This window comes from Klebsiella oxytoca (assembly GCF_009707385.1).
Taxonomy (GTDB): domain Bacteria; phylum Pseudomonadota; class Gammaproteobacteria; order Enterobacterales; family Enterobacteriaceae; genus Klebsiella; species Klebsiella oxytoca_C.
Window position 1 is genome coordinate 5,091,672 of sequence record NZ_CP046115.1, and the last position, 21,106, is coordinate 5,112,777.

Consider the following 21,106-nt stretch of genomic DNA (forward strand, 5'->3'; position numbering starts at 1 on the left):
TTAAAGCAAAGGTAACAAATATGCTTTATTTAAAACTCTTACCCATTATCTTTTTTCCCGTTTTATTTTGGATAATACCTCATCCGGAAGGCGTCTCCGCCCCCACCTGGCATATGGTCGGTATTTATCTGGCGATGCTATGCGGGCTGGTTTTACGTCCGTTTACTGATGCAGTTATTATGTTGATAATCCTTGGATTTGCCTCCCTGGTTCTCGATCCCGGCCCTCTTTTCGCCGGCTTCGGCAGCCCGATGGTCTGGTTTATCATCAGCGCATTTATTATTTGCAAAGCGTTTGTCATTACTGGCTTAGGTAAACGTATCGCCTATCTGCTGCTGAGACGCTATGGTAAAAATACCCTTACCCTGGGATATTTGATGATGGTCACGGATACCGTGCTGGCTCCGGCAACCGGATCAAACATGTCCCGTTCGGGGGGAATTACCTATCCCATATTCAGAAATATCGCCGAAGCGCTGGGTTCGAAGCCCGACGATGGCAGCCGCAAAATAGGCGCCTATCTGACCATCCTGATGTATGTCGTTTCTATGGGCACCTCCAGCCTGTTCCTGACGGGGATGGCGACCAACTCCATTACCGTGTCGCTGGCTAACGAGATCATGAAAGTTAATCTCGAGTGGATGACCTGGTTCAAAGCCGCCGTTGTTCCCGCCGGGCTGGTGCTGCTGCTCGCACCGTGGATACTGTATAAAATCTATGCTCCTAAGCTCAAAGTTATTGATAACGTCAACGAAATTGCCGAGAAGGGGCTGAATGAACTGGGTCCGGTCAAGCGTGAAGAAAAGCTGTTGATCGTGTTCTTTATTCTGGGTGTATTAGGCTGGATGACGGGCTCTCTCACCGGTATCGCCTTCATTCCCGTCGGCCTGGCCTTCCTCGCCTGCCTGCTGCTTTTCGGCGTACTAAGCTGGAACGATGTGGTAAGCGAAAAATCGGCCTGGCAGACGTTCGTCTGGTACGGTGCGTTTTATGGTTGCGCGGTTGCGCTATCAAAAGGCGGATTCTATGTCTTTCTGGTCGACGTCATTAAAAACTATCTCGACCTGTCGCATCTGAATGAAATCAGCGCTATTGCCGTGCTGGTCTTTATCAGCCTTGCGGTCCGCTACTTCTTCGTCTCTAATAGCGCGTTTGTTGTCTCTTTCTATCCGGTACTCTTTACTCTGGGAATGACGACTCAGGCGCATCCGATGTACGTGGCGCTTTCTCTGGCCTTCTCCGCAGGCTACGGCGCATTGCTGACGCATTATGGCAACGGCGCTGGCGTATTTACCTTCTCCAGCGGCTATGTCCCGCAAAAAACGTTCTGGTTGCTGGGGACCGTCATGGTACTAGTTAACGTATTAGTCTTCTTCTTAATTGGTATTCCTTACTGGAAGTTTATCGGCATTTAACAGGAGCATAAAATGAAACTGGATATTCTGATTAAAAACGGTCTGGTCGCTGATATCGAAAGCCACGATTATATTAATCGTAACATTGGCATTATCGGTAATCGTATCGTTGACTTAAATGCCGTTGATGATTTACAGGCCGAAACGGTTATTGATGCCGCAGGTTGTATCGTGCTTCCTGGCTTAATCGACTTCCATGGCCATTTTTTTCATGGTGGAACCGCCATCAGCGTTAACCCTGATATCATATGCCTGCCCAACGGGGTCACCAGCGTGGTGGATGCAGGCAGCAGCGGCTGGGTGAACTATCAGCTGTTTCGAAACAGCGTCATGAATACTTCAATGACCAAAATAAAAAGCTACCTGAACGTAGTCAACGTCGGCCTTTCCACTCTTGGAGGCGGGCCTACGGGTTATCTTGAAAATACGAATCCTGCGAACTATAACGAAGAGAAAATTACTCAAACGCTGAATAGCAACCGAGACAATATTCTGGGTTTGAAATTACGCTACAGTCAGGATATTGCCAAAGGAAAACAATATGCCAGCGATCCGCTTTTATCTACGGTCTCCCTGGCGCGTAAACTCGATACTTCTATTTGCGTGCACGTTACCGATTCTTTGCTCTGCGCGGACGAACTGATTCGCTATTTTAATGCTGATGATATTTACGCCCACTGCTTCCACGGTACCGGTCACTCGATTCTCGATGAGCAGGGTCAAGTCTACTCGGCAATAAAAGAGGCTCAAACCAGAGGGGTTATTTTCGATTGTTCAAACGGCGTCGCCCACTTCGATTTTAACGTTGCCAGTAAAGCTATGGAGCAGGGATTCTATCCTGATATCATTAGTACCGACCTCACCTTACGAAATAGTTTACGAACGGATAAAGTCTACAGTCTGCTCCACGTCATGTCGAAATATCTTAATATGGGAATGTCCTTCTTTGATGTCCTGCGCGCGGTTACCACCACGCCAGCGCGCTTAATGAAGATGCAGGGGCAAATTGGCACCCTGGCTCCCGGCGCTTTTGCTGACATATCCATTATTAAGCTACGCAAAGAAAAAATCATGTTTGAAGATACTCAAGGGGTCAAAATTGAAGGCGACCGGTACATTGATAACTGCGCGACGCTGTGCAACGGTCAAATTGTCTACCGCCGCCTGCATTTCTAATCAATAATTATTAAGCCTTACGCCATCCTTTGCGTAAGGCTTTTATAGCCTGGATAATTCAAGCTACATAACAAAACGGTGAGACTGCTGGACAAAGCACGCAGTCATCGATGAATCCGGAACCACCTACTGCAGTAAGCGGTCGACTGAGCGAAAGCGGCCAACACACCGGCACCTTAAAACATGAAGGATATATTCTGAAAAACGTATTATATGACCTCCTTCATAGATTATCCCTACACTCATTATATAATCATCATTGCGGCCCAGAAGACCTAAGCGAATAATTCATGAAGAATAATGAGATTGTCATTTTTTCAGTATCAAAAACAATAACCCAACGCATCATGAATATTCTTATTGAGCGAGAGCTTGATATTCCTGTGTATGAATTCCGTTATTCAGACGTTCTGGATAAAGCAAATGAGATGATCCAGTCCGGGACTAAAATCATTATTAGTCGAGGAGGTACTGCCGCACTTCTTCGTAGTAACATCAGTATTCCGGTTATTGAGATTGCCCATGATTTTCATGGCGTGTACAGAATTTTACAACAGGCAAAAATTAAATCACAAAAAATTGCTGCCGTTGGCTTTCCACAGTTTTGTAATGCCTTGCGGCATTACCAGAACATGACTAATGAAGACTTTAAAATTTGTCAGGTATATAACCATAATGATATTGAAAACGTTATAAAAAACCTTTCAGAAAATGATTACCACACCGTTATTGGCGGCCTTACGGTTGCCGAAATGGCTAAGAAATATAATCTCAATGCTCTTATGGGCGATACTGATAATATCTCGATTGAGCAGGCCATCAATGAGTCCTTCAGTCTGTTAAAATATATCAATCGTGAAAGCTCCAGGCTAATCATGAGCCACGCAGCGTTGAATCAGGCACGCGAGGGCATCATGTGCATCGATCAGCTGGGTGAAATTATTAATATTAACGCCATTGGCGTAGAGTTGTTCCAGTGTCAAAGCGGAGATAAAATATTCAAGAAAGAGGCCTTTAAAGACATCTACGCCAGTATTATTAATGAATTAGATATTAAAGAACAACCTATTGAAATTAACGGCATAACTATTTTTATTTCCTTACGCCATTTTTCCAACCGGCAGATATCTTACAGTATTATCACCGGATTAAGCCAGGAAAGTACGCTCTGGCAAAATAGTATTAGCAAAAAGAGTAAGCTTCGTGGCTTTTCCACCACCTGGTCTTTCGATGATATTATTGGCCAGTCGCAAATAATGAGTGAAGTTATTAAAAAAGCGAAACTCTGTGCACGACACGATCTTCCGGTTCATATTTTGGGTGAAACCGGCACAGGTAAAGAGCTCTTTGCCCAAAGTATTCATCACTATAGCTCCAGAAGCCATCGTCCTTTTATTGCGCTCAACTGTGCAGCGATTCCCGAAAGCCTTCTTGAAAGCGAACTTTTTGGCTATGCCGAAGGGGCATTTACTCACGCGCGCAAGGGAGGCAAGCCCGGCGTTTTTGAAATGGCGATGAACGGTACGGTGTTTATCGATGAAATCAGCGAAGCGCCGCTATCGGTACAGGTCAAACTGCTGCGCGTGTTGCAGGAAAAGCAGTTTTCTCGTTTGGGCGGCGATATGCTTATTACCGCAGATTTTCGTCTGATCACCGCCAGCAACAAAGATCTGCGCGATCTCGTGACCAACGGCGAGTTCAGGCAAGATCTGTACTACAGAATCAATATTCTTGAATTGAAGCTCCCGGCCCTGCATCAGCGTCCGGGAGATATCATGCTGTTGATTCAGCACCAGCTGAATCAACAGGGTAAGCAAATCACCTTTACCCCCGACGCGGTAGATTTTTTACATAGCTATCGCTGGCCCGGCAACATTCGCGAACTACAGGCAGTTATCTACAGGCTGGTCGTACTGGTGGAAATGGAAACGGTAAGCAAAGAGGTTTTGCAGCAAATCAGCCACATTTCACCCGCTTACCACGAAGATATATCTCCTGATGCAAGCGTCGGTGCGACGGATGATGAAACCGATCTGTTAAAAAAACAGGAAAGATTATTGATTGCCAGCGTGTTAGCGAAAACGGACGGAGACAGAACCAGAGCCTCAGTAATGCTGGGTATCAGCCCCACCACCCTGTGGCGTAAATTAAAGCAGCATAATATCAGCGGTCAGGACTAATCCTTTCCGCTGACAGAAAGCCGCAATTATTGCTGTTCCGCCAAAGCCTGCGCGCACGCCCAGGCTGACGCCCACGCCCACTGGAAGTTATAACCTCCCAGCCAGCCGGTTACGTCCATCACTTCGCCAATAAAATAGAGGCCCGGCACCTTACGGGCTTCCATGGTGCGCGAGGAGAGTTCATTAGTATCAACGCCGCCGAGGGTCACTTCCGCGGTGCGATAGCCTTCGGTTCCGTTTGGCTGCACGCGCCATGCGGTCAGCGTCTCAACCAGCGCCTGCTGCTCGCGAACGTTAAGCTGTTTCAGGGTAACATCCGGAATCTGCCCCAGCAGCTGTAGACACTCGACCAGCCGCTTCGGCAGCTGTATCGCCAGGGTGTTTTTCAGGCTCTGGTTGGGATGCGCCGCGCGCTGCTCGTTGAGAAACTCATCAAGCTGGCAATCCGGTAGCAGATTAATACTGACGAACTCCCCCGGCTGCCAGTAGCTGGAAATTTGCAATACCGCCGGGCCGGATAGCCCACGATGGGTAAAGAGCAGGTTTTCCCGAAAGACGGTACCGTTTTCCGCCGTAATGGTTGATGGCACCGATACCCCGGAAAGTACCTGTAGCTGTTCAAGCAGCGGCTTATGCAAGGTGAACGGCACGAGCCCTGCCCGGGTTGGCAACACCTTCAGGCCAAACTGCTCGGCAAGCTTATAGCCGAACGGCGAAGCGCCCAGGCCTGGCATGGAGAGCCCGCCGGAAGCGACAACCAGCTTTTTCGCCGCGACCGTATCGCCGTTAAGCTGCAGGGTGTAGCCCTCATCATCCCGCTCAACGCTGATAATTTCGCTACGCAGGCGAATTTCCACGCCGCCTTTTTCGCACTCGGCCAGCAGCAGGTTAACAATTTGCTCGGCTGAATCATCGCAAAAAAGCTGGCCCAGGGTTTTCTCGTGCCAGGCAATACTGTATTTACCCACCAGCTCGATAAAGTCCCACTGGCTGTAGCGCGCCAGCGCAGATTTGCAAAAATGCGGGTTTTGACTGAGATATGCCGCGGGTTCGATATACATGTTAGTAAAGTTGCAGCGGCCGCCGCCGGACATCAGAATCTTCCGTCCAGGCTTTTTGCCATTATCGAGCAGCAGAACGCGGCAACCTGCCTGCCCTGCCTGCGCCGCACAAAACATTCCCGCCGCTCCGGCGCCGATTACGATGGCATCAAACCTTTCCACACAACATTCCTCATCTCCCGATTGTCGGGAATTGTAAATTTTTCACTCTGGTCGCACCAGCACGAAAAAAACAGATTTATCTAGCTTATTGAAAGATATAGGAATACTCCCAACGAGCTAAAACTTAAACAGGAAGAAAATCAAAAAAAGTCTATATTTCACTTTGCCCGCGCCGCTAAAGTCACTGATAATGCGCCGCGTTCATGTCCTCAAAATGGCGTAACGTCCTATGCTACATTTATTTGCCGGTCTTGATTTACATACCGGGCTACTATTATTGCTTGCTCTGGCTTTCGTGCTTTTTTACGAAGCGATCAATGGTTTTCATGATACCGCAAACGCTGTTGCAACCGTGATCTACACGCGCGCAATGCGGTCGCAGCTTGCTGTGGCGATGGCGGCTCTTTTTAACTTCTTCGGCGTTCTGTTGGGCGGTCTCAGCGTAGCTTATGCCATTGTGCATATGTTGCCGACCGACCTGCTGCTTAACATGGGTTCAGCACATGGCCTCGCCATGGTCTTCTCCATGCTGCTGGCGGCAATTATCTGGAACCTCGGCACCTGGTACTTCGGCCTTCCGGCCTCCAGCTCACACACCCTGATCGGCGCGATTATCGGTATTGGTTTAACCAATGCGCTGATGACCGGCACTTCGGTTGTGGACGCGCTGAATATCCCGAAAGTCATGGGTATTTTTGGCTCACTAATCATCTCGCCGATCGTTGGCCTGGTGGTTGCGGGCGGCCTGATTTTCATACTGCGTCGCTACTGGAGCGGAACCAAAAAACGTGCCCGTATCCACCTGACTCCTGCCGAACGTGAAAAGAAAGATGGCAAGAAAAAGCCGCCGTTCTGGACGCGTATCGCGCTGATTCTCTCCGCTATTGGCGTCGCCTTCTCGCACGGCGCCAACGATGGTCAGAAAGGCATTGGTCTGGTTATGCTGGTTCTGATTGGCGTTGCTCCGGCGGGCTTCGTCGTCAACATGAACGCTTCCGGCTACGAAATCACCCGTACTCGCGATGCGGTCAACAACGTGGAAACCTTCTTCCAGCAGCACCCCGATCTGTTGAAGAAAGCGACCGGCGCCGAGCAGCTCATTCCGTCTCCGGAAGCTGGCGCTGCCGCCAACGGCGAGTTTCACTGTCACCCGGCAAACACCATCAACGCGCTTGACCGCGTGAAGACAATGCTTGCGGGTACTGAAAGCTACGATACGCTCACCGTCGAGCAGCGTAGCCACCTGCGCCGTATTATGCTCTGCATCTCCGACACCACCGATAAAGTGGCGAAACTGCCGGAAGTGAGTGCCGACGATAAGCGTCTGCTGAAAAAGCTGAAAACCGATATGCTGAGCACCATCGAGTATGCACCGATCTGGATTATTATGGCGGTCGCTCTGGCATTGGGTATCGGCACCATGATCGGCTGGCGTCGCGTGGCGACCACCATTGGCGAGAAAATCGGTAAGAAAGGAATGACCTACGCGCAAGGTATGTCAGCCCAGATGACCGCAGCCGTATCGATTGGTCTGGCGAGCTATACCGGTATGCCGGTTTCCACCACCCACGTACTCTCATCGTCAGTGGCGGGGACTATGCTCGTTGATGGCGGCGGTCTGCAGAAGAAAACCGTCACCAGCATCCTGATGGCCTGGGTGCTCACCCTGCCCGCAGCGATTCTGCTGTCCGGCGCGCTGTACTGGATCTCGCTGCAGATTATCTAAGCGTATATCTGGAAATAAGAAATTTTAAACGGGTCAGGAAACTGGCCCGTTTTTTTTGCCTGCCGCGCAACTAGTGCCAGATAATGAGGGCTATCATGCTCACCATAACCAGGCCGCATAGCGCGCTGGTGAGAATAAACTGCCGACGAACCCGCTCACAGCGACGGATAAACTCATCATCGTGGTGATCGCGGTAGCGCTGAGCGTAGATATACCACACCAGGCGCATCTGTTTGCTGGGCTGCCCATGCGACGTAAAAAAACCGCCGCCATCGACATATTGATAGAGCAAAGGGTCACAACCACGTAGCACAACAAGCAATGCACGCAGCGACGAGAAGTAGCGTGCCATATTCACTACACATACGATACACAGGGCCCAAAACAGCGCGATAGTGCTGATCATACCTCCTCCCCGGCGACCCGTCCTCGGAGGCTCCCTCCGGGACTACCGCTCCCCAATGTCAAACCGACTTGTACAGTTAAAGAGTGCGATTCCGATCACATTTATTTATCCGACCGGCTCATTAAATAGTGTAGGAGATCAGTTAATTTTTTTACCACAAGGTTAATCATTATCAATGCATAAGTCTGATATTTAACCTGAATCATTTGAATTATGAGACAAAACGATTAACTGTTTGAACCGCGCTTACGCTGGTCTCGCAGGAGACGGGGCTAAAAGCCAACAGATATGCCACTGAAAGTATGACGGATATATTTGTTTAACCATTTGCTGAACAAGGTAGATTGACGGATCGCGAGGGGAGCTATAAGGTAGAAATATCTTCTACAATTAAGTCCTTAAGGACTACCCCCCGCGAATGTGGCACGCAGGACGCGGGCGAAGCGGCAGCGCTGGCTGTCAGGTCCAACGGTCGTCGACAACTTATGGAAGGAGTAACACTATGGCTTACAAACATATCCTTATTGCAGTAGACCTGTCCCCGGAAAGCAAAGTACTGGTAGAAAAAGCCGTTTCTATGGCCCGTCCCTACAATGCAAAAGTGTCCTTGATCCACGTTGATGTGAATTACTCCGATCTATACACCGGCCTTATCGATGTTAATCTTGGCGACATGCAGAAGCGCATCTCCGAAGAGACTCATCACGCGTTAAGCGAACTGTCTACTAACGCTGGCTATCCGATCACCGAGACCCTGAGCGGCAGCGGCGATCTCGGCCAGGTCCTGGTCGATGCGATTAAGAAATATGATATGGACCTCGTGGTTTGCGGTCACCACCAGGACTTCTGGAGCAAACTGATGTCCTCCGCGCGTCAGCTAATCAATACCGTACACGTCGACATGCTGATTGTCCCGCTGCGCGACGAAGAAGAGGAATAACAGAACGTTATTGAAATTCGCTGATAATCAACGCCCGCCAACGCGGGCGTTTTTATTTTTCACGCGAAAAATAGCATTTAAAACCATATAAACCGTATTAAAACAGATTTATAAACCAATAAAATCGCCTTTAATCCATATAATAATTCGCTAACAGCCGTAAAAATCATATCATTGCGCAAAGTTAAGCATTTTGAGCGCGTTTTGGCATACGCGTTCATACTTTTCCGGACAGGACTAAAAGGCGAAGAAAGATGAATTCCACCGCACCGAGAGGCTTGCTGCAGCAACCTCGCCCCTTCTTCATGATCTTCTTTGTGGAACTTTGGGAACGATTTGGCTATTACGGCGTTCAGGGGATCCTGGCCGTTTTCTTTGTTAAACAGCTCGGCTTCTCTCAGGAACAGGCGTTCATTACCTTTGGCGCTTTTGCCGCGCTGGTGTATGGCCTGATCTCCATCGGCGGCTACGTCGGCGATCACCTCCTCGGCACCAAACGCACGCTGGTGCTGGGCGCGATTGTGCTGGCCGCGGGCTACTTTCTGACCGGCCTGTCGTTGCACAAACCCGATCTGATTTTTATCGCGCTGGGAACCATTGCGGTAGGGAATGGGCTGTTCAAAGCTAACCCGGCAAGCCTGCTTGCCAAGTGCTATCCGCCCAAAGACGCCCGCCTTGATGGCGCCTTCACGCTGTTTTATATGTCGATCAACATTGGTTCGCTGCTGTCGCTATCGCTGGCGCCGGTGATTGCCGATAAGTTCGGCTACGCGGTGACCTACAACCTGTGCGGGGCGGGTCTGATTGTCGCCCTGCTGGTGTACTTCGCCTGTCGTGGAATGGTGAAGGATATCGGTTCAGAACCGGACCACAGACCGCTCAGCCTGCGTAATTTGCTGTACGTGCTGGCAGGAACGGTAGTCATGATTTTTACCTGCGCCTGGCTGATGCATAACGTAAAGATCGCCAATCTGGTGCTGATTGTCCTCTCGATGGTGGTGACGATTTTCTTCTTCCGCGAGGCCTTCAGGCTGGATAAGACCGGGCGCAACAAAATGTTCGTCGCCTTTATCCTGATGCTGGAAGCGGTGCTGTTTTATATTCTGTACGCGCAGATGCCCACCTCCCTCAACTTCTTTGCTATCAATAACGTCCACCACGAAATACTCGGCTTCGCGATTAATCCGGTGAGTTTCCAGGCGCTAAACCCGTTCTGGGTGGTGGTTGCCAGCCCGATACTGGCCGCTATTTACACGCGTTTGGGCAACAAGGGCAAAGACCTGACCATGCCAATGAAGTTCACCCTCGGTATGTTCCTGTGCTCTCTGGGTTTTCTCACCGCCGCCGCCGCAGGGATGTGGTTTGCCGATGCCCGGGGCCTGACCTCGCCATGGTTTATCGTGCTCGTGTATCTGTTCCAGAGCCTGGGGGAACTGCTGATTAGCGCCCTGGGGCTGGCGATGGTCGCCGCGCTGGTACCGCAGCATCTGATGGGCTTTATTCTTGGGATGTGGTTCCTGACGCAGGCCGCCGCGTTCCTGCTGGGCGGCTACGTCGCCACCTTCACCGCCGTACCGGAGAATATTACCGACCCGCTGCAGACGCTGCCAGTCTATACCAATGTCTTCAGCAAAATCGGCCTCGTGACCCTGGGCGTGACGGTAGTCATGGCGTTAATGGTGCCATGGCTGAACCGGATGATTAATACCAAAAGCGCGTAAAAACGGTACGGTCGACGAGGTTTCCCGGATTGCGGCTAACGCCTTATCCGGGCTACAAAACCTCCAGGCTGCAGTGAACCTGTAGCCCGAGCGCCGCCCCCGGGGAAAGCGCGCACGCTATTTCAGTCAGAAACATGCCCGGATTGCGGCTCAACCGCCGTTCCGGGCTACAACATCCTCAGGCCGCACAAACCCGTAGCCCACCGCGCACAGAGCGGCAAAATTTCCCGGAGGCGGTGCTACGCACCTGTCAGGGCTACAAAACCCCCAGACGGCAGTGAACCTGTAGCCCGGGCAAGGCGCGCCGAGCGCCGCCCCCGGGGAAAGCGCGCACGTTATTTCAGTCAGAAACATGCCCGGATTGCGGCTCAACCGCCGTTCCGGCGTAAATATCAAACCGGTGGCCTTTGGTCACCACCGCGTTGGGAGTCGCGACATCCGCCAACGGCGGCGCGTAGTCCGGACGCTTAACCACCACGCGTTTGGTTGCCAGCTGACGCGCGGGTTCCAGCAGACCGTCAGCGTCTAAATCCGGCCCCACCAGCGACTGGAATACCCGCATCTCTTTCTTCACCAGCGCGCTTTTCTGTTTATGCGGAAACATCGGATCGAGATACACCACCTGCGGGCGCGGGGTGATATCGGTCAGCGCCGTCAGGCTGGAAGCGTGGATCAGCTGCAACCGCTCCTGCAACCACGGGCCGATTTCCGCATCGGCATAGCCGCGCGCTAGGCCGTCGTCGAGCAGTGCGGCAACCACCGGGTTACGTTCCAGCATCCGCACGCGACAGCCTACGGAGGCAAGAACAAAAGCATCCCTTCCCAGGCCGGCGGTCGCATCGACCACATCCGGCAGGTAGTCGCCTTTGATGCCCACCGCTTTTGCCACCGCCTCGCCTCGGCCGCCGCCGAACCTGCGCCGGTGGGCCATCGCTCCGCCGACAAAATCAACAAAGATGCCACCAAGCTTCGGTTCATCTCGCTTGCGCAGTTCCAGACGCTCCGGCGTCAACACCAGCGCCATCAGGTTGCCGTCGTCCTGCTCCAGCCCCCAGCGGGCGGCAAGAACAGATAAGGCGCCGTCTCCGGCGCCCGTTTCATCTATTAAGGAGATTTTCACAACAGGATTAACTCTTAATACCGTAATGCTCAAGCATCGCATCCAGCTGCGGCTCACGACCGCGGAAGCGTTTAAACAGGACCATTGGCTCTTCTGAACCGCCGCGGCTGAGAATGTTGTCGAGGAAAGACTGACCGGTTTCCCGATTGAAGATCCCTTCTTCTTCGAAGCGCGAGAAAGCATCCGCCGCCAGCACGTCAGCCCACAGGTAGCTGTAATATCCCGCCGCGTAGCCGCCGGCAAAAATGTGGCTGAAGGCGTGCGGGAAGCGGCCCCATGAAGGCCCGGGAATCAGCGCGACCTGCTGCTTAATTTCCGCCAGCGTTTCCAGAATCTTAGCCCCCTGCTGCGGGCTGAATTCCGCATGCAGACGGAAGTCGAACAGGCCGAACTCCAGCTGACGCAGAATAAACATCGCCGCCTGGTAGTTCTTCGCCGCCAGCATTTTCTCCAGCAGCTCCTGCGGCAGCGGCTCGCCGGTTTCATAGTGACCGGAGATAAACGCCAGCGCTTCCGGCTCCCAGCACCAGTTTTCCATAAACTGGCTCGGCAGCTCGACGGCATCCCATGGCACCCCGCTGATGCCGGAAACGCCGGCGGTATCGATGCGGGTCAGCATATGGTGCAGACCGTGACCGAACTCATGGAACAGCGTGATCACTTCATCATGAGTAAACAAGGCCGGTTTACCGCTGACAGGACGGTTAAAGTTGCAGGTCAGGTAGGCGACCGGCTTTTGCAACGAACCATCAAGCTTGCGCATCTGGCCGACGCAGTCATCCATCCATGCCCCGCCGCGTTTATGTTCGCGAGCGTAGAGGTCGAGGTAGAAGCTGCCGCGCAGCTCATTTTTATCATCGTAAAGCTCGAAGAAGCGAACTTCCGGATGCCAGACATCTACATCGGTACGCTCTTTAGCGGTAATGCCGTAAATGCGCTTAACCACCTCGAACAGGCCGTTAACGGCTTTGTTTTCCGGGAAATAGGGGCGCAGCTGTTCGTCGCTGATGCTGTAAAGATGCTGCTTCTGTTTTTCGCTGTACCAGGCGATATCCCAGGGCTGGAGTTCATCTACGCCGAATTCGGCTTTGGCGAACGCACGCAGCTGGGCCAGCTCTTTCTCACCCTGCGGACGGGCGCGTTTGGCCAGATCGGTCAGGAAGTCGAGCACCTGCTGCGGATTCTCGGCCATTTTGGTCGCCAGCGACTTATCGGCATAGCTGTCGAAGCCCAGCAGCTGCGCCAGCTCGTGACGCAGGGCGAGGATTTCCGCCATCACCGGGCCATTATCCCATTTACCGGCGTTCGGGCCCTGGTCAGAGGCGCGGGTGGAGTAGGCGCGATAGAGCTCTTCACGCAGCGCCTGGTTGTCGCAATAGGTCATCACCGGCAGATAGCTTGGGATATCCAGGGTGAGAAGGAACCCCTCCTGCTCTTTGGCTTCAGCCTGTGCTTTCGCCGCGGCAAGCGCGCTTTCCGGCATCCCGGAGAGCTCAGATTCATCGGTGACCAGCTTCGTCCAGCCCATGGTGGCGTCGAGCACGTTGTTGCTGTACTGATTGCCCAGTTCGGAAAGGCGGGCAGCGATTTCGCCGTAGCGTTTCTGCTTCTCTTTTGCGAGGCCAATACCGGAGAGTTCAAAATCACGTAGCGCGTTATCCACCGCTTTTTTCTGCGCGGTATTCAGGGTGGCGTAATGGTCGCCGTCACGCAGGTCGCGGTACGCTTTATACAGGCCTTCATGCTGCCCAACCCAGGTGCTGTACTCCGAGAGCAGCGGCAGGGTTTGCTCGTAGGCTTCGCGCAGTTCCGGGCTGTTCTTGACCGAATTCAGATGGCTGACCGGGGAAAAAATACGCCCCAGCACGTCGTCCACTTCCGCCAGCGGCTGGCAAAGATTTTCCCAGGTATACGGCGCCCCTTGCGCCACCGCGCTTTCTACCGCCTGCCGGCAATCATCCAGCGCTTTGGTGACCGCGGGGACCACGTGCTCGGGTTTGATTGCAGAAAATGGCGGCAATGAAAAAGGCGTCAGTAATGGATTGGTCATTTACACAGTCCTGTTGAATAGGGTGAATGAAGCGCGCGTCCGGCGCTATAGCATGAGATCTAGAATGGGGGATAGTCAGGGGAATTTCAATGTCAGGCGCCGCGCGGAGCCGGGTATTACTGCGATAAGTACGGCCGTTGAGGTTATAGCGCATAAAAAAGCCGGGTTAGCATCGTTGCTACCCGGCCCGTTTTTGACTGATGACCCGCTTACACCACCATCCCCAACAGCAGGCAGCCGATCAAACCGCACACTGAGATAATGGTTTCCAGCATCGACCACGACTTGATGGTCTCGCCGATGGTCAGGTTGAAGTACTCTTTAAACAGCCAGAAGCCAGGATCGTTCACGTGAGAGAAGATAACGCTACCGGAGCCCACGGCGATAACCATCAGTTCCGGGCTCACGCCGGTGGTGGCAATCAGCGGCGCGGCAATACCGCCAGCGGTGATAGCCGCAACGGTCGCGGAACCCAGGGCGATACGCAGTACCGCGGCAATCGACCATGCCATAAACAGCGGAGACATGTTGGATTCATGCATGATAGAAGCAATGTATTTGTCCATGCCGCTATCAACCAGCACCTGCTTGAAGGCGCCGCCGCCGCCGATGATCAACAGCATCATGGCGATAATTTTGATTGAGGAGGTCAGCGTATCGTTGATCTGCTCCATTGAACGACCGCGGTTAAGACCGAAGGTGAACATCGCGATCAGTACCGCGATCAGCGTCGCCATCACCGGGTCGCCGAAGAATTCCGCTACAGGCAGGAAGGCGTGGCCTTTTGGCAGAACCATCTCAGCCACGGCGCGCATCGCCATCAGAATCACCGGCACCAGAGAGGTCCAGACGCTGACGCCAAAGCCCGGCATCTCTTCTTCAGTGAACGTTTTCGGGTTATGCAGACCTTCCGGAATCGGCTTATCGATACCTTTCAGGAAACGCGCGTAAACCGGACCCGCGAGGATAACCGTCGGGATCGCCAGAATCGTACCGAACAGCAGGGTTTTACCCATGTCAGCATGGAAAATGGTGGCAATCGCCGTCGGGCCCGGGTGCGGAGGCAGGAAGCCGTGCGTCACGGAGAGCGCGGCCGCCATCGGTACGCCGATATAGAGCAGCGGAATACCGGCAGATGCAGCGATGGTAAAGACCAGCGGCAGCATCAGTACGAAGCCTACTTCATAGAACAGCGCAAAGCCGACGGTAAAGCCGGTCAGCACAACCGCCCATTGAATATGCTTTTTACCAAATTTGGCAATCAGCGTGGTGGCGATACGCTGCGCACCGCCGCAATCTGCCAGCATTTTACCAAGCATAGCGCCGAAGCCCATGATCAGCGCGAGGCTGCCAAGGGTTCCCCCTACGCCGTTTTTGATGGATACGATAACTTTATCCAGAGGCATACCCTGCATGAGCCCGACGGCAAGTGCCACCAGAACCAGAGCGATGAACCCGTTCATCTTGAAACGGATCATCAGCAACAATAACAGGGCAACCCCGATAGCAACGATGACTAATGGCATGATTTACCTGGCCTTAATTTGTTATGGGTAACGTCATAGTTTGAACATTGACTTCATCCGTTCCGACAGGAACAAAAAATGTCTTACGCTGTAGAAGCTGGCTTTATCCTTACCCAGAGAAAGGATAGCTGGCTATTTTTTTATCTGTAGCGTCTGAAGTGAATGATACGGGTAACATATGAAGTTTGAGAATCACCTGGGCGATGAAAATTTCAAATTTGAGACTTAAGTCATACTCTTTAGCTGGTTTTTACCGGATAGCCTGGCAGGGAATGTTGCCCGGTAACATGAAGGGAGTTACCCGGCAGAATAAATCTGCCGGGCGGGAGGGAATTAGTAGTAAGAGTGCTCACCGCGCTGGTGTTCAGTCAGGTCGCGTACGCCCTTCAATTCAGGGAACTCGCTGAGCATCTGCTTCTCAATCCCTTCTTTCAGGGTCACGTCGACCATCGAGCAGCCGTTACAGCCGCCGCCGAATTGCAGAATCGCCAGACCATCATCGGTGATTTCCATCAACGTGACGCGCCCGCCGTGACCGGCCAGCTGCGGGTTAATCTGCGACTGTAGCAGGTACTCTACGCGCTCCATCAGCGGGGCATCGTCAGATACTTTGCGCATCTTGGCGTTTGGCGCCTTCAGCGTCAGCTGGGAACCGAGCTGGTCAGTAACAAAATCGATTTCAGCGTCTTCCAGATACGGCGCGCTAAGTTCATCGACATAAGCGGTGAGTTGCTCAAACTTCAGCGCAGTATCGGAATCTTCCACCGCATCCGGTGGGCAGTAGGAGACGCCGCACTCGGCGTTTGGGGTGCCGGGATTGATCACAAATACGCGAATTTGTGTCCCTTCTTCCTGATTTGCCAGCAGTTTGGCAAAGTGCGCTTGTGCAGCATCGGAAATACGGATCATAGCGTTGGCCTAATAGTTGACTATTTTAGTTGGTTATAATACGCCCATCGGCAGGGGTCTACAAGGTACGGCATATACACCATACCTGAACCGTCGCGGCGCCGTTTCGCAAAAGCAGGCGGGATATCTCGGCGACGGTGCTTCCGGTTGTGACGACATCATCCACAAGGGCGATATGGAGGCCCCGTAGCGACAATTCAAGCTGAAAGGCGTTTTTCAGGTTCTGTTTGCGCAAACTGGCGCTGAGCTGATGCTGGGTAGCGGTGCGCCGTCTGCGGATCAGCGTATCGCTACGCCAGGCGCAGCCCAACCAACGGGATAGCGGGCGACACAGCAGGTCGCTCTGATTAAATCCTCTCCTCCACTGACGGCGCTGCCAGAGCGGCACGCTGATAATCCGGTCAGGACGAGGAAGATCGGGGCTCTGGCGTATGCGCAGCAGCAGCAGACGCGCCAGCGCCGGGGCCAGTTCGGGCCGCTTGTTGAATTTCAGCTGATGAATCAGGCCGCTCAGCGGCGAGCGATAGTCATTTACCGTCACCAGCCGCTGCCACGGCGGCGGTTTTTGCAGGCAACGTCCGCAGGGAAGCGAGACTGAGTGGGCCGGCAGGCCGCACTGCGGGCAGAGCGGTTCAGAAGCCAGCAGCGCCGACGTGCAACGCGAGCAAATCCCCCAGCGGGCGATGGCCAGCGGCATTTGGCATAGCCAGCATAAGCTGTGTGCTGTTAGCATATTTCCCCTCATATTGGTGGAAAGAGAACAGTAACTGATGAAAGAGATCTGGTGGCAGACCACAGGCGAAGGAAATTGTCATCTTGTGCTGCTGCACGGATGGGGGCTGAATGCGCAAGTGTGGGATTGCATCGCGCCGGAACTGGCCTCGCATTTTACGCTGCACCTCGTCGACCTCCCGGGTTATGGCCGCAGCAGTGGCTTTGGCGCTCTGTCGCTGGAGGAGATGACGCAGTTAGTGCTGGAGAAAGCGCCGGAGCGCGCTATCTGGCTTGGCTGGAGCCTGGGCGGTCTGGTCGCGAGCCAGGCGGCATTAACGCATCCTGAGCGCGTGCTGGCGCTGGCCACCGTTGCTTCTTCCCCCTGTTTTGCTGCTCACGACAGCTGGCCGGGAATCAAACCCGAGGTGCTGAGCGGATTCCAGCAGCAGCTGAGAGAGGATTTCCAACGCACCGTTGAGCGTTTTCTGGCGCTGCAAACCATGGGTACCGAGAGCGCGCGCCAGGATGCGAGAGCGCTAAAGAACACGGTACTGTCGTTACCGATGCCGTCGCCGGAAGTTTTAAACGGCGGGCTGGAGATCCTGAAAACCGCCGATTTACGCCAGCCGTTAACGGCCCTCGAGATGCCGTTTTTGCGCATGTACGGCCGCCTGGATGGCCTGGTGCCGCGTAAAATCATTCCGCTTCTCGACGCCCTGTGGCCCGATAGCGTATCGGTGGTGTTCGATAAAGCCGCCCATGCGCCGTTCATTTCTCATCCGCAGGCGTTTTGCGCTCCGCTGGTCGAGCTGCAGGGTCTGGTCAGTAAATATTTTTAGCGGAACGTGGTAAAAACGCAGGGTGCAGTAATACTTAGGTTGTTGCGGTGGTTGACTATTTCACATTATCCCCGCGACCTAAAAAAACAACCTAATGGAGAGTAGAGGCTATGAAACTTGTTACAGGAATTGTTGCATCTCTGGTTATTGGCTCCCTGTCCTTCGGCGCTTTTGCCGCCAAGGAAATTCAAAAAGATGAAGTAGATAAACTGAATCTGACCAAAATTGGTTCTATTACCACTTCAAGAACAACCTCTCCTATGGATGCAAAGCGCGATCTGTCGAAAAAAGCAGATGAGCTGGGCGGCACCTATTTTGTGGTGATTGCAGGCGAGAAGAACGAGAAAACGGTTCACGCTAACGCGGACGTCTACAAGTAAGCCAGAAAGCGGGTCTCAGGACCCGCTCGCAGCCCTGGGCCCAGAGGCGGCGCGTTGCGCCTGTCCGGTCTATCCACCCCAAAACCGTACAAATCGGTGTTCGAATCTCCCGGGTCGAGGCGTAAACGCCCTACCCGGCTACCAGCCCCAAAACCTCACTGGCGTGTAGCCCGGCCGCAATCCGGGAAACCAGCCTTTACAGGCCCATCAGCGCAGCGACCACCACTCTCGCAGACAGGCCTTGCCTTCGGGACAGCTTTTACAGCTGCCGGAGAGACAGCCTTCGGCATCTTCGGTAATTCTTACCGCTTTACCCATCGCTTCCAGACGCCCAAGCATGGCATCGATTAGCGGCCGCGGCGTACCAAGACGGGCGCTTAGCTGCGACGCTTCCATCCTGCCCTGCAGGGCCAGCATATCGCGAACCTCAATTAACGACGCCATTATCGCTCCCTAGTGACAATCACCGGTCGGGCTCTGGCAGCACGTCGACGGCGTTTTGCGCGTTGCCAGCAGCGAGATCTCCACCCGGCTACGCGCTCTGCGCAGCAGGCCAAAGACGACGATATTGAACAGCACCACCGCCAGAATGCACACCAGACTATAGCGCGGATGTTGGCTAAAGCTGACGGTCTGGTAGTACAGCGTAGAGAGCGAGTAGGCGATATTCAGCCCCCACAGAACCGAGAACATCATCCAGCCCCGGCTCGACTCGCGGGCAATCGCTCCCATCACCGAGATGCACGGAATGTAGAGCAGAACGAAAATCAGGTAGCTGTACGCCGCAGCGGCGCTGCCGAACTTGCTGCCCATCACGCCCATCGCGCCGGTTTCCATTTCACCATCGCCTTTGCTGGCTTCGATTGGGTTAGCCAGGACGCTCAGGCTGAAGGTGTCTTTCAGGCTCTGCCAGGTCTCATCCACCGCGTCCAGCAGCTCAGCGCCCAGGCTAAACTCCTGCGGATTAAACTCTTCGTTCTGGATATCCTCGGCGGTGTAGAGCGTGTTCAGCGTCCCGACCACGACTTCCTTCGCCATCGCGCCGGTAAACAGGCCGACGGTCGCCTGCCAGTTATCCTCATGCACGCCAATCGGTTTAAACACCGGAGTAATCACCCGGCTGACCGACGCCAGCGCCGAATCGTTGATGTTATCGACGATCTTACCGCTCAGCGAGAAGCTATTCAGCGCGCTGAGGAAGATGCTGACGATGACGATAACTTTACCCGCCCGCAGTACGAAGCCTTTCAGGCGCTGCCAGGTCTGGATGATCAGGCTCTTTACGTGCGGTACATGGTATACCGGCAGCTCCATCACGAACGGCGAAGCTTCGCCGCGCATAATGGTATGTTTCAGCATCAGGCCGGTCGCAATCGCCATGACGATCCCCAGCACATACAGCGAGAAGACCGCCAGCGCGCCGTTCTGGCCGAAAAAGGCGGCGGCGAAGACGGCAAAGATCGCCAGACGCGCGCCGCAGGACATAAACGGCGCCATCATAATGGTCATCAGGCGTTCGCGCGGCGCATCAAGAGTACGCGCGCCCATCACCGATGGAACGTTGCAGCCAAACCCCACGATGAGCGGCACGAAGGATTTACCCGGGAGACCCAGCGCCTGCATCAGGCGGTCCATCACAAACGCCGCTCGCGCCATATAGCCTGAGTCTTCAAGGAAAGAGAGAAACAGATACATCATGCCAATCTGCGGCACCAGCGGCAGCACGGTGTTGATACCGCCGCCAATCCCCTGGGCAAGGAAAACCGTCAGCCAGTCCGGGAAGTGCAGGGTGTAGCCAATCCACTGAATACCGTGAATAAAAATAGCGACGGAACCGGCATCAAAAATGGGCTGTAGCGCACCGCCGATATTAATCGCCAGTAAGAACATCAGATACATGACAAACAGAAACACCGGCAGCCCGAGGAAGCGGTTGAGAATCACTTTATCCATCGCCGTGGTAAAGCGGCTGGGCTCGGCGGTCAGAGTATTGCTCACCGCATCGCAAATCGCGGCAATACTTTGGTAACGGGCATCGGCGATATGCAGCGCCGGGTCGTCCAGTTCTTCGCTCAGATGCGCCAGCGCCACGTCCAGTTTGTGGGCGGCGTCACCGGCATAGGCGCGGCTGTAAATATCGCCTTCGAGCATCTGCAACCCTAACCAACGACGCTGGCGCTGCGGAATGTCCGCAGCCATAAACTGCGCCAGCTTGTCCGCTTCTCGCAGCAGCGGCTGAGGGTAATGCACCAGTTCAATAGCCTGGTTCTGCTGATGGCGGTCGATCGCTATTTTTAAGGCTTCAATACCACGCCCGCGGGTAGAAACCAGCGGGATCACCGGGCATCCCAGGCGAGCTGACAGCGCGTCGACATCAATGCGGATTTTTTGTTTTTCCGCGATATCAAGCATGTTCAGCGCGACCACGCAGGGTATGCCAAGCTCCAGCAGCTGCAGGGTCAGATAAAGGTTACGTTCAAGATTGGACGCATCAACGACGTTAATCAGCATGTCGGCGTCGCCGCTGAGGATATAGTGGCAGGCAATCTGCTCATCCAGCGAAGTTTGCGAAGAGATAGTGGTCAGAGAATAAGTGCCCGGCAGATCCACCAGCGTGACCTGATGATCGGTGGTGTTGAAACCACCCTCTTTACGCTCAACGGTCACCCCAGCCCAGTTACCCACGCGCTGGCGCGCACCGGTGAGCTGGTTAAATAGCGTGGTCTTACCGGAATTAGGATTACCAATTAAACCAAGGGTTAATTTTTTCATATTCATGCT

At 53.6% G+C, this 21,106-nt stretch carries 17 protein-coding genes; 8 read left to right on the forward strand and 9 right to left on the reverse strand.

The window, feature by feature from the left end:
* The first annotated feature begins 20 nt into the window (after positions 1-20).
* The 3 genes from GJ746_RS23860 to GJ746_RS23870 all read left to right on the forward strand — a co-directional run bounded on the left by GJ746_RS23860 (position 21) and on the right by GJ746_RS23870 (position 4,771).
* Complete coding sequence (locus GJ746_RS23860; protein WP_154682377.1) at positions 21-1,415, forward strand: DASS family sodium-coupled anion symporter; 1,395 nt, start codon at positions 21-23, stop codon at positions 1,413-1,415.
* 12 nt (positions 1,416-1,427) lie between these two features.
* Positions 1,428-2,591, forward strand: coding sequence for a metallo-dependent hydrolase (locus GJ746_RS23865; protein WP_154682378.1), 1,164 nt, complete (start codon positions 1,428-1,430; stop codon positions 2,589-2,591).
* A 290-nt stretch (positions 2,592-2,881) separates the two neighbouring features.
* Positions 2,882-4,771, forward strand: a complete 1,890-nt coding sequence (locus tag GJ746_RS23870; protein ID WP_154682379.1) for a sigma 54-interacting transcriptional regulator — start codon at positions 2,882-2,884, stop codon at positions 4,769-4,771.
* Between the two features lie 26 nt (positions 4,772-4,797).
* On the opposite strand, the gene GJ746_RS23875 is transcribed toward GJ746_RS23870, so the two are convergent.
* Positions 4,798-5,994 (reverse strand): NAD(P)/FAD-dependent oxidoreductase, encoded by a 1,197-nt coding sequence (locus GJ746_RS23875; RefSeq protein ID WP_154682380.1) that lies wholly within the window; start codon positions 5,992-5,994, stop codon positions 4,798-4,800.
* A 229-nt stretch (positions 5,995-6,223) separates the two neighbouring features.
* On the opposite strand from GJ746_RS23875, the gene pitA reads away from it, so the two are divergent.
* Entirely contained in the window at positions 6,224-7,720 is a 1,497-nt protein-coding gene (gene pitA / locus GJ746_RS23880; RefSeq protein WP_154682381.1) for an inorganic phosphate transporter PitA, read from the forward strand.
* A 70-nt stretch (positions 7,721-7,790) separates the two neighbouring features.
* On the opposite strand, the gene uspB is transcribed toward pitA, so the two are convergent.
* A complete protein-coding gene (uspB, locus tag GJ746_RS23885; protein WP_154682382.1) occupies positions 7,791-8,126 on the reverse strand; it encodes a universal stress protein UspB in 336 nt (111 codons plus the stop codon).
* Between the two features lie 502 nt (positions 8,127-8,628).
* Here uspB and uspA point away from each other — a divergent pair.
* A complete protein-coding gene (gene uspA / locus GJ746_RS23890; RefSeq protein ID WP_004106650.1) occupies positions 8,629-9,066 on the forward strand; it encodes a universal stress protein UspA in 438 nt (145 codons plus the stop codon).
* A gap of 254 nt (positions 9,067-9,320) precedes the next feature.
* Positions 9,321-10,787, forward strand: coding sequence for a dipeptide/tripeptide permease DtpB (dtpB, locus tag GJ746_RS23895; RefSeq protein ID WP_154682383.1), 1,467 nt, complete (start codon positions 9,321-9,323; stop codon positions 10,785-10,787).
* A gap of 340 nt (positions 10,788-11,127) precedes the next feature.
* Here the strand turns inward: dtpB and rsmJ are convergent, their stop codons facing one another.
* The 5 genes from rsmJ to gntX form a co-directional block, all read right to left on the reverse strand.
* Entirely contained in the window at positions 11,128-11,907 is a 780-nt protein-coding gene (gene rsmJ / locus GJ746_RS23900; RefSeq protein ID WP_154682384.1) for a 16S rRNA (guanine(1516)-N(2))-methyltransferase RsmJ, read from the reverse strand.
* 7 nt (positions 11,908-11,914) lie between these two features.
* Positions 11,915-13,957, reverse strand: a complete 2,043-nt coding sequence (prlC, locus tag GJ746_RS23905; RefSeq protein ID WP_154682385.1) for an oligopeptidase A — start codon at positions 13,955-13,957, stop codon at positions 11,915-11,917.
* A gap of 209 nt (positions 13,958-14,166) precedes the next feature.
* Positions 14,167-15,483, reverse strand: coding sequence for a gluconate transporter (gene gntT / locus GJ746_RS23910; protein WP_154682386.1), 1,317 nt, complete (start codon positions 15,481-15,483; stop codon positions 14,167-14,169).
* Positions 15,484-15,816: 333 nt separating this feature from the next.
* Positions 15,817-16,392, reverse strand: coding sequence for a Fe-S biogenesis protein NfuA (gene nfuA / locus GJ746_RS23915; RefSeq protein WP_154682387.1), 576 nt, complete (start codon positions 16,390-16,392; stop codon positions 15,817-15,819).
* 58 nt (positions 16,393-16,450) lie between these two features.
* Positions 16,451-17,125, reverse strand: a complete 675-nt coding sequence (gntX, locus tag GJ746_RS23920; protein WP_154682388.1) for a DNA utilization protein GntX — start codon at positions 17,123-17,125, stop codon at positions 16,451-16,453.
* Positions 17,126-17,162: 37 nt separating this feature from the next.
* Here gntX and bioH point away from each other — a divergent pair, with 37 nt between their 5' ends.
* Together bioH and GJ746_RS23930 are read left to right on the forward strand one after the other, a co-directional pair.
* Positions 17,163-17,945: a pimeloyl-ACP methyl ester esterase BioH gene (gene bioH, locus GJ746_RS23925; RefSeq protein WP_154682389.1), complete on the forward strand. Its 783-nt coding sequence runs from the start codon at positions 17,163-17,165 to the stop codon at positions 17,943-17,945.
* Between the two features lie 110 nt (positions 17,946-18,055).
* Positions 18,056-18,325, forward strand: a complete 270-nt coding sequence (locus tag GJ746_RS23930; protein ID WP_154682390.1) for a YdgH/BhsA/McbA-like domain containing protein — start codon at positions 18,056-18,058, stop codon at positions 18,323-18,325.
* 207 nt (positions 18,326-18,532) lie between these two features.
* On the opposite strand, the gene feoC is transcribed toward GJ746_RS23930, so the two are convergent.
* Complete coding sequence (feoC, locus tag GJ746_RS23935) at positions 18,533-18,769, reverse strand: [Fe-S]-dependent transcriptional repressor FeoC (protein WP_154682391.1); 237 nt, start codon at positions 18,767-18,769, stop codon at positions 18,533-18,535.
* A 9-nt stretch (positions 18,770-18,778) separates the two neighbouring features.
* Positions 18,779-21,097 carry a Fe(2+) transporter permease subunit FeoB gene (gene feoB, locus GJ746_RS23940; RefSeq protein WP_154682392.1) on the reverse strand — a complete coding sequence of 773 codons (2,319 nt, stop codon included), beginning with the start codon at positions 21,095-21,097 and terminating at the stop codon, positions 18,779-18,781.
* Between the last annotated feature and the right edge of the window lie 9 nt (positions 21,098-21,106).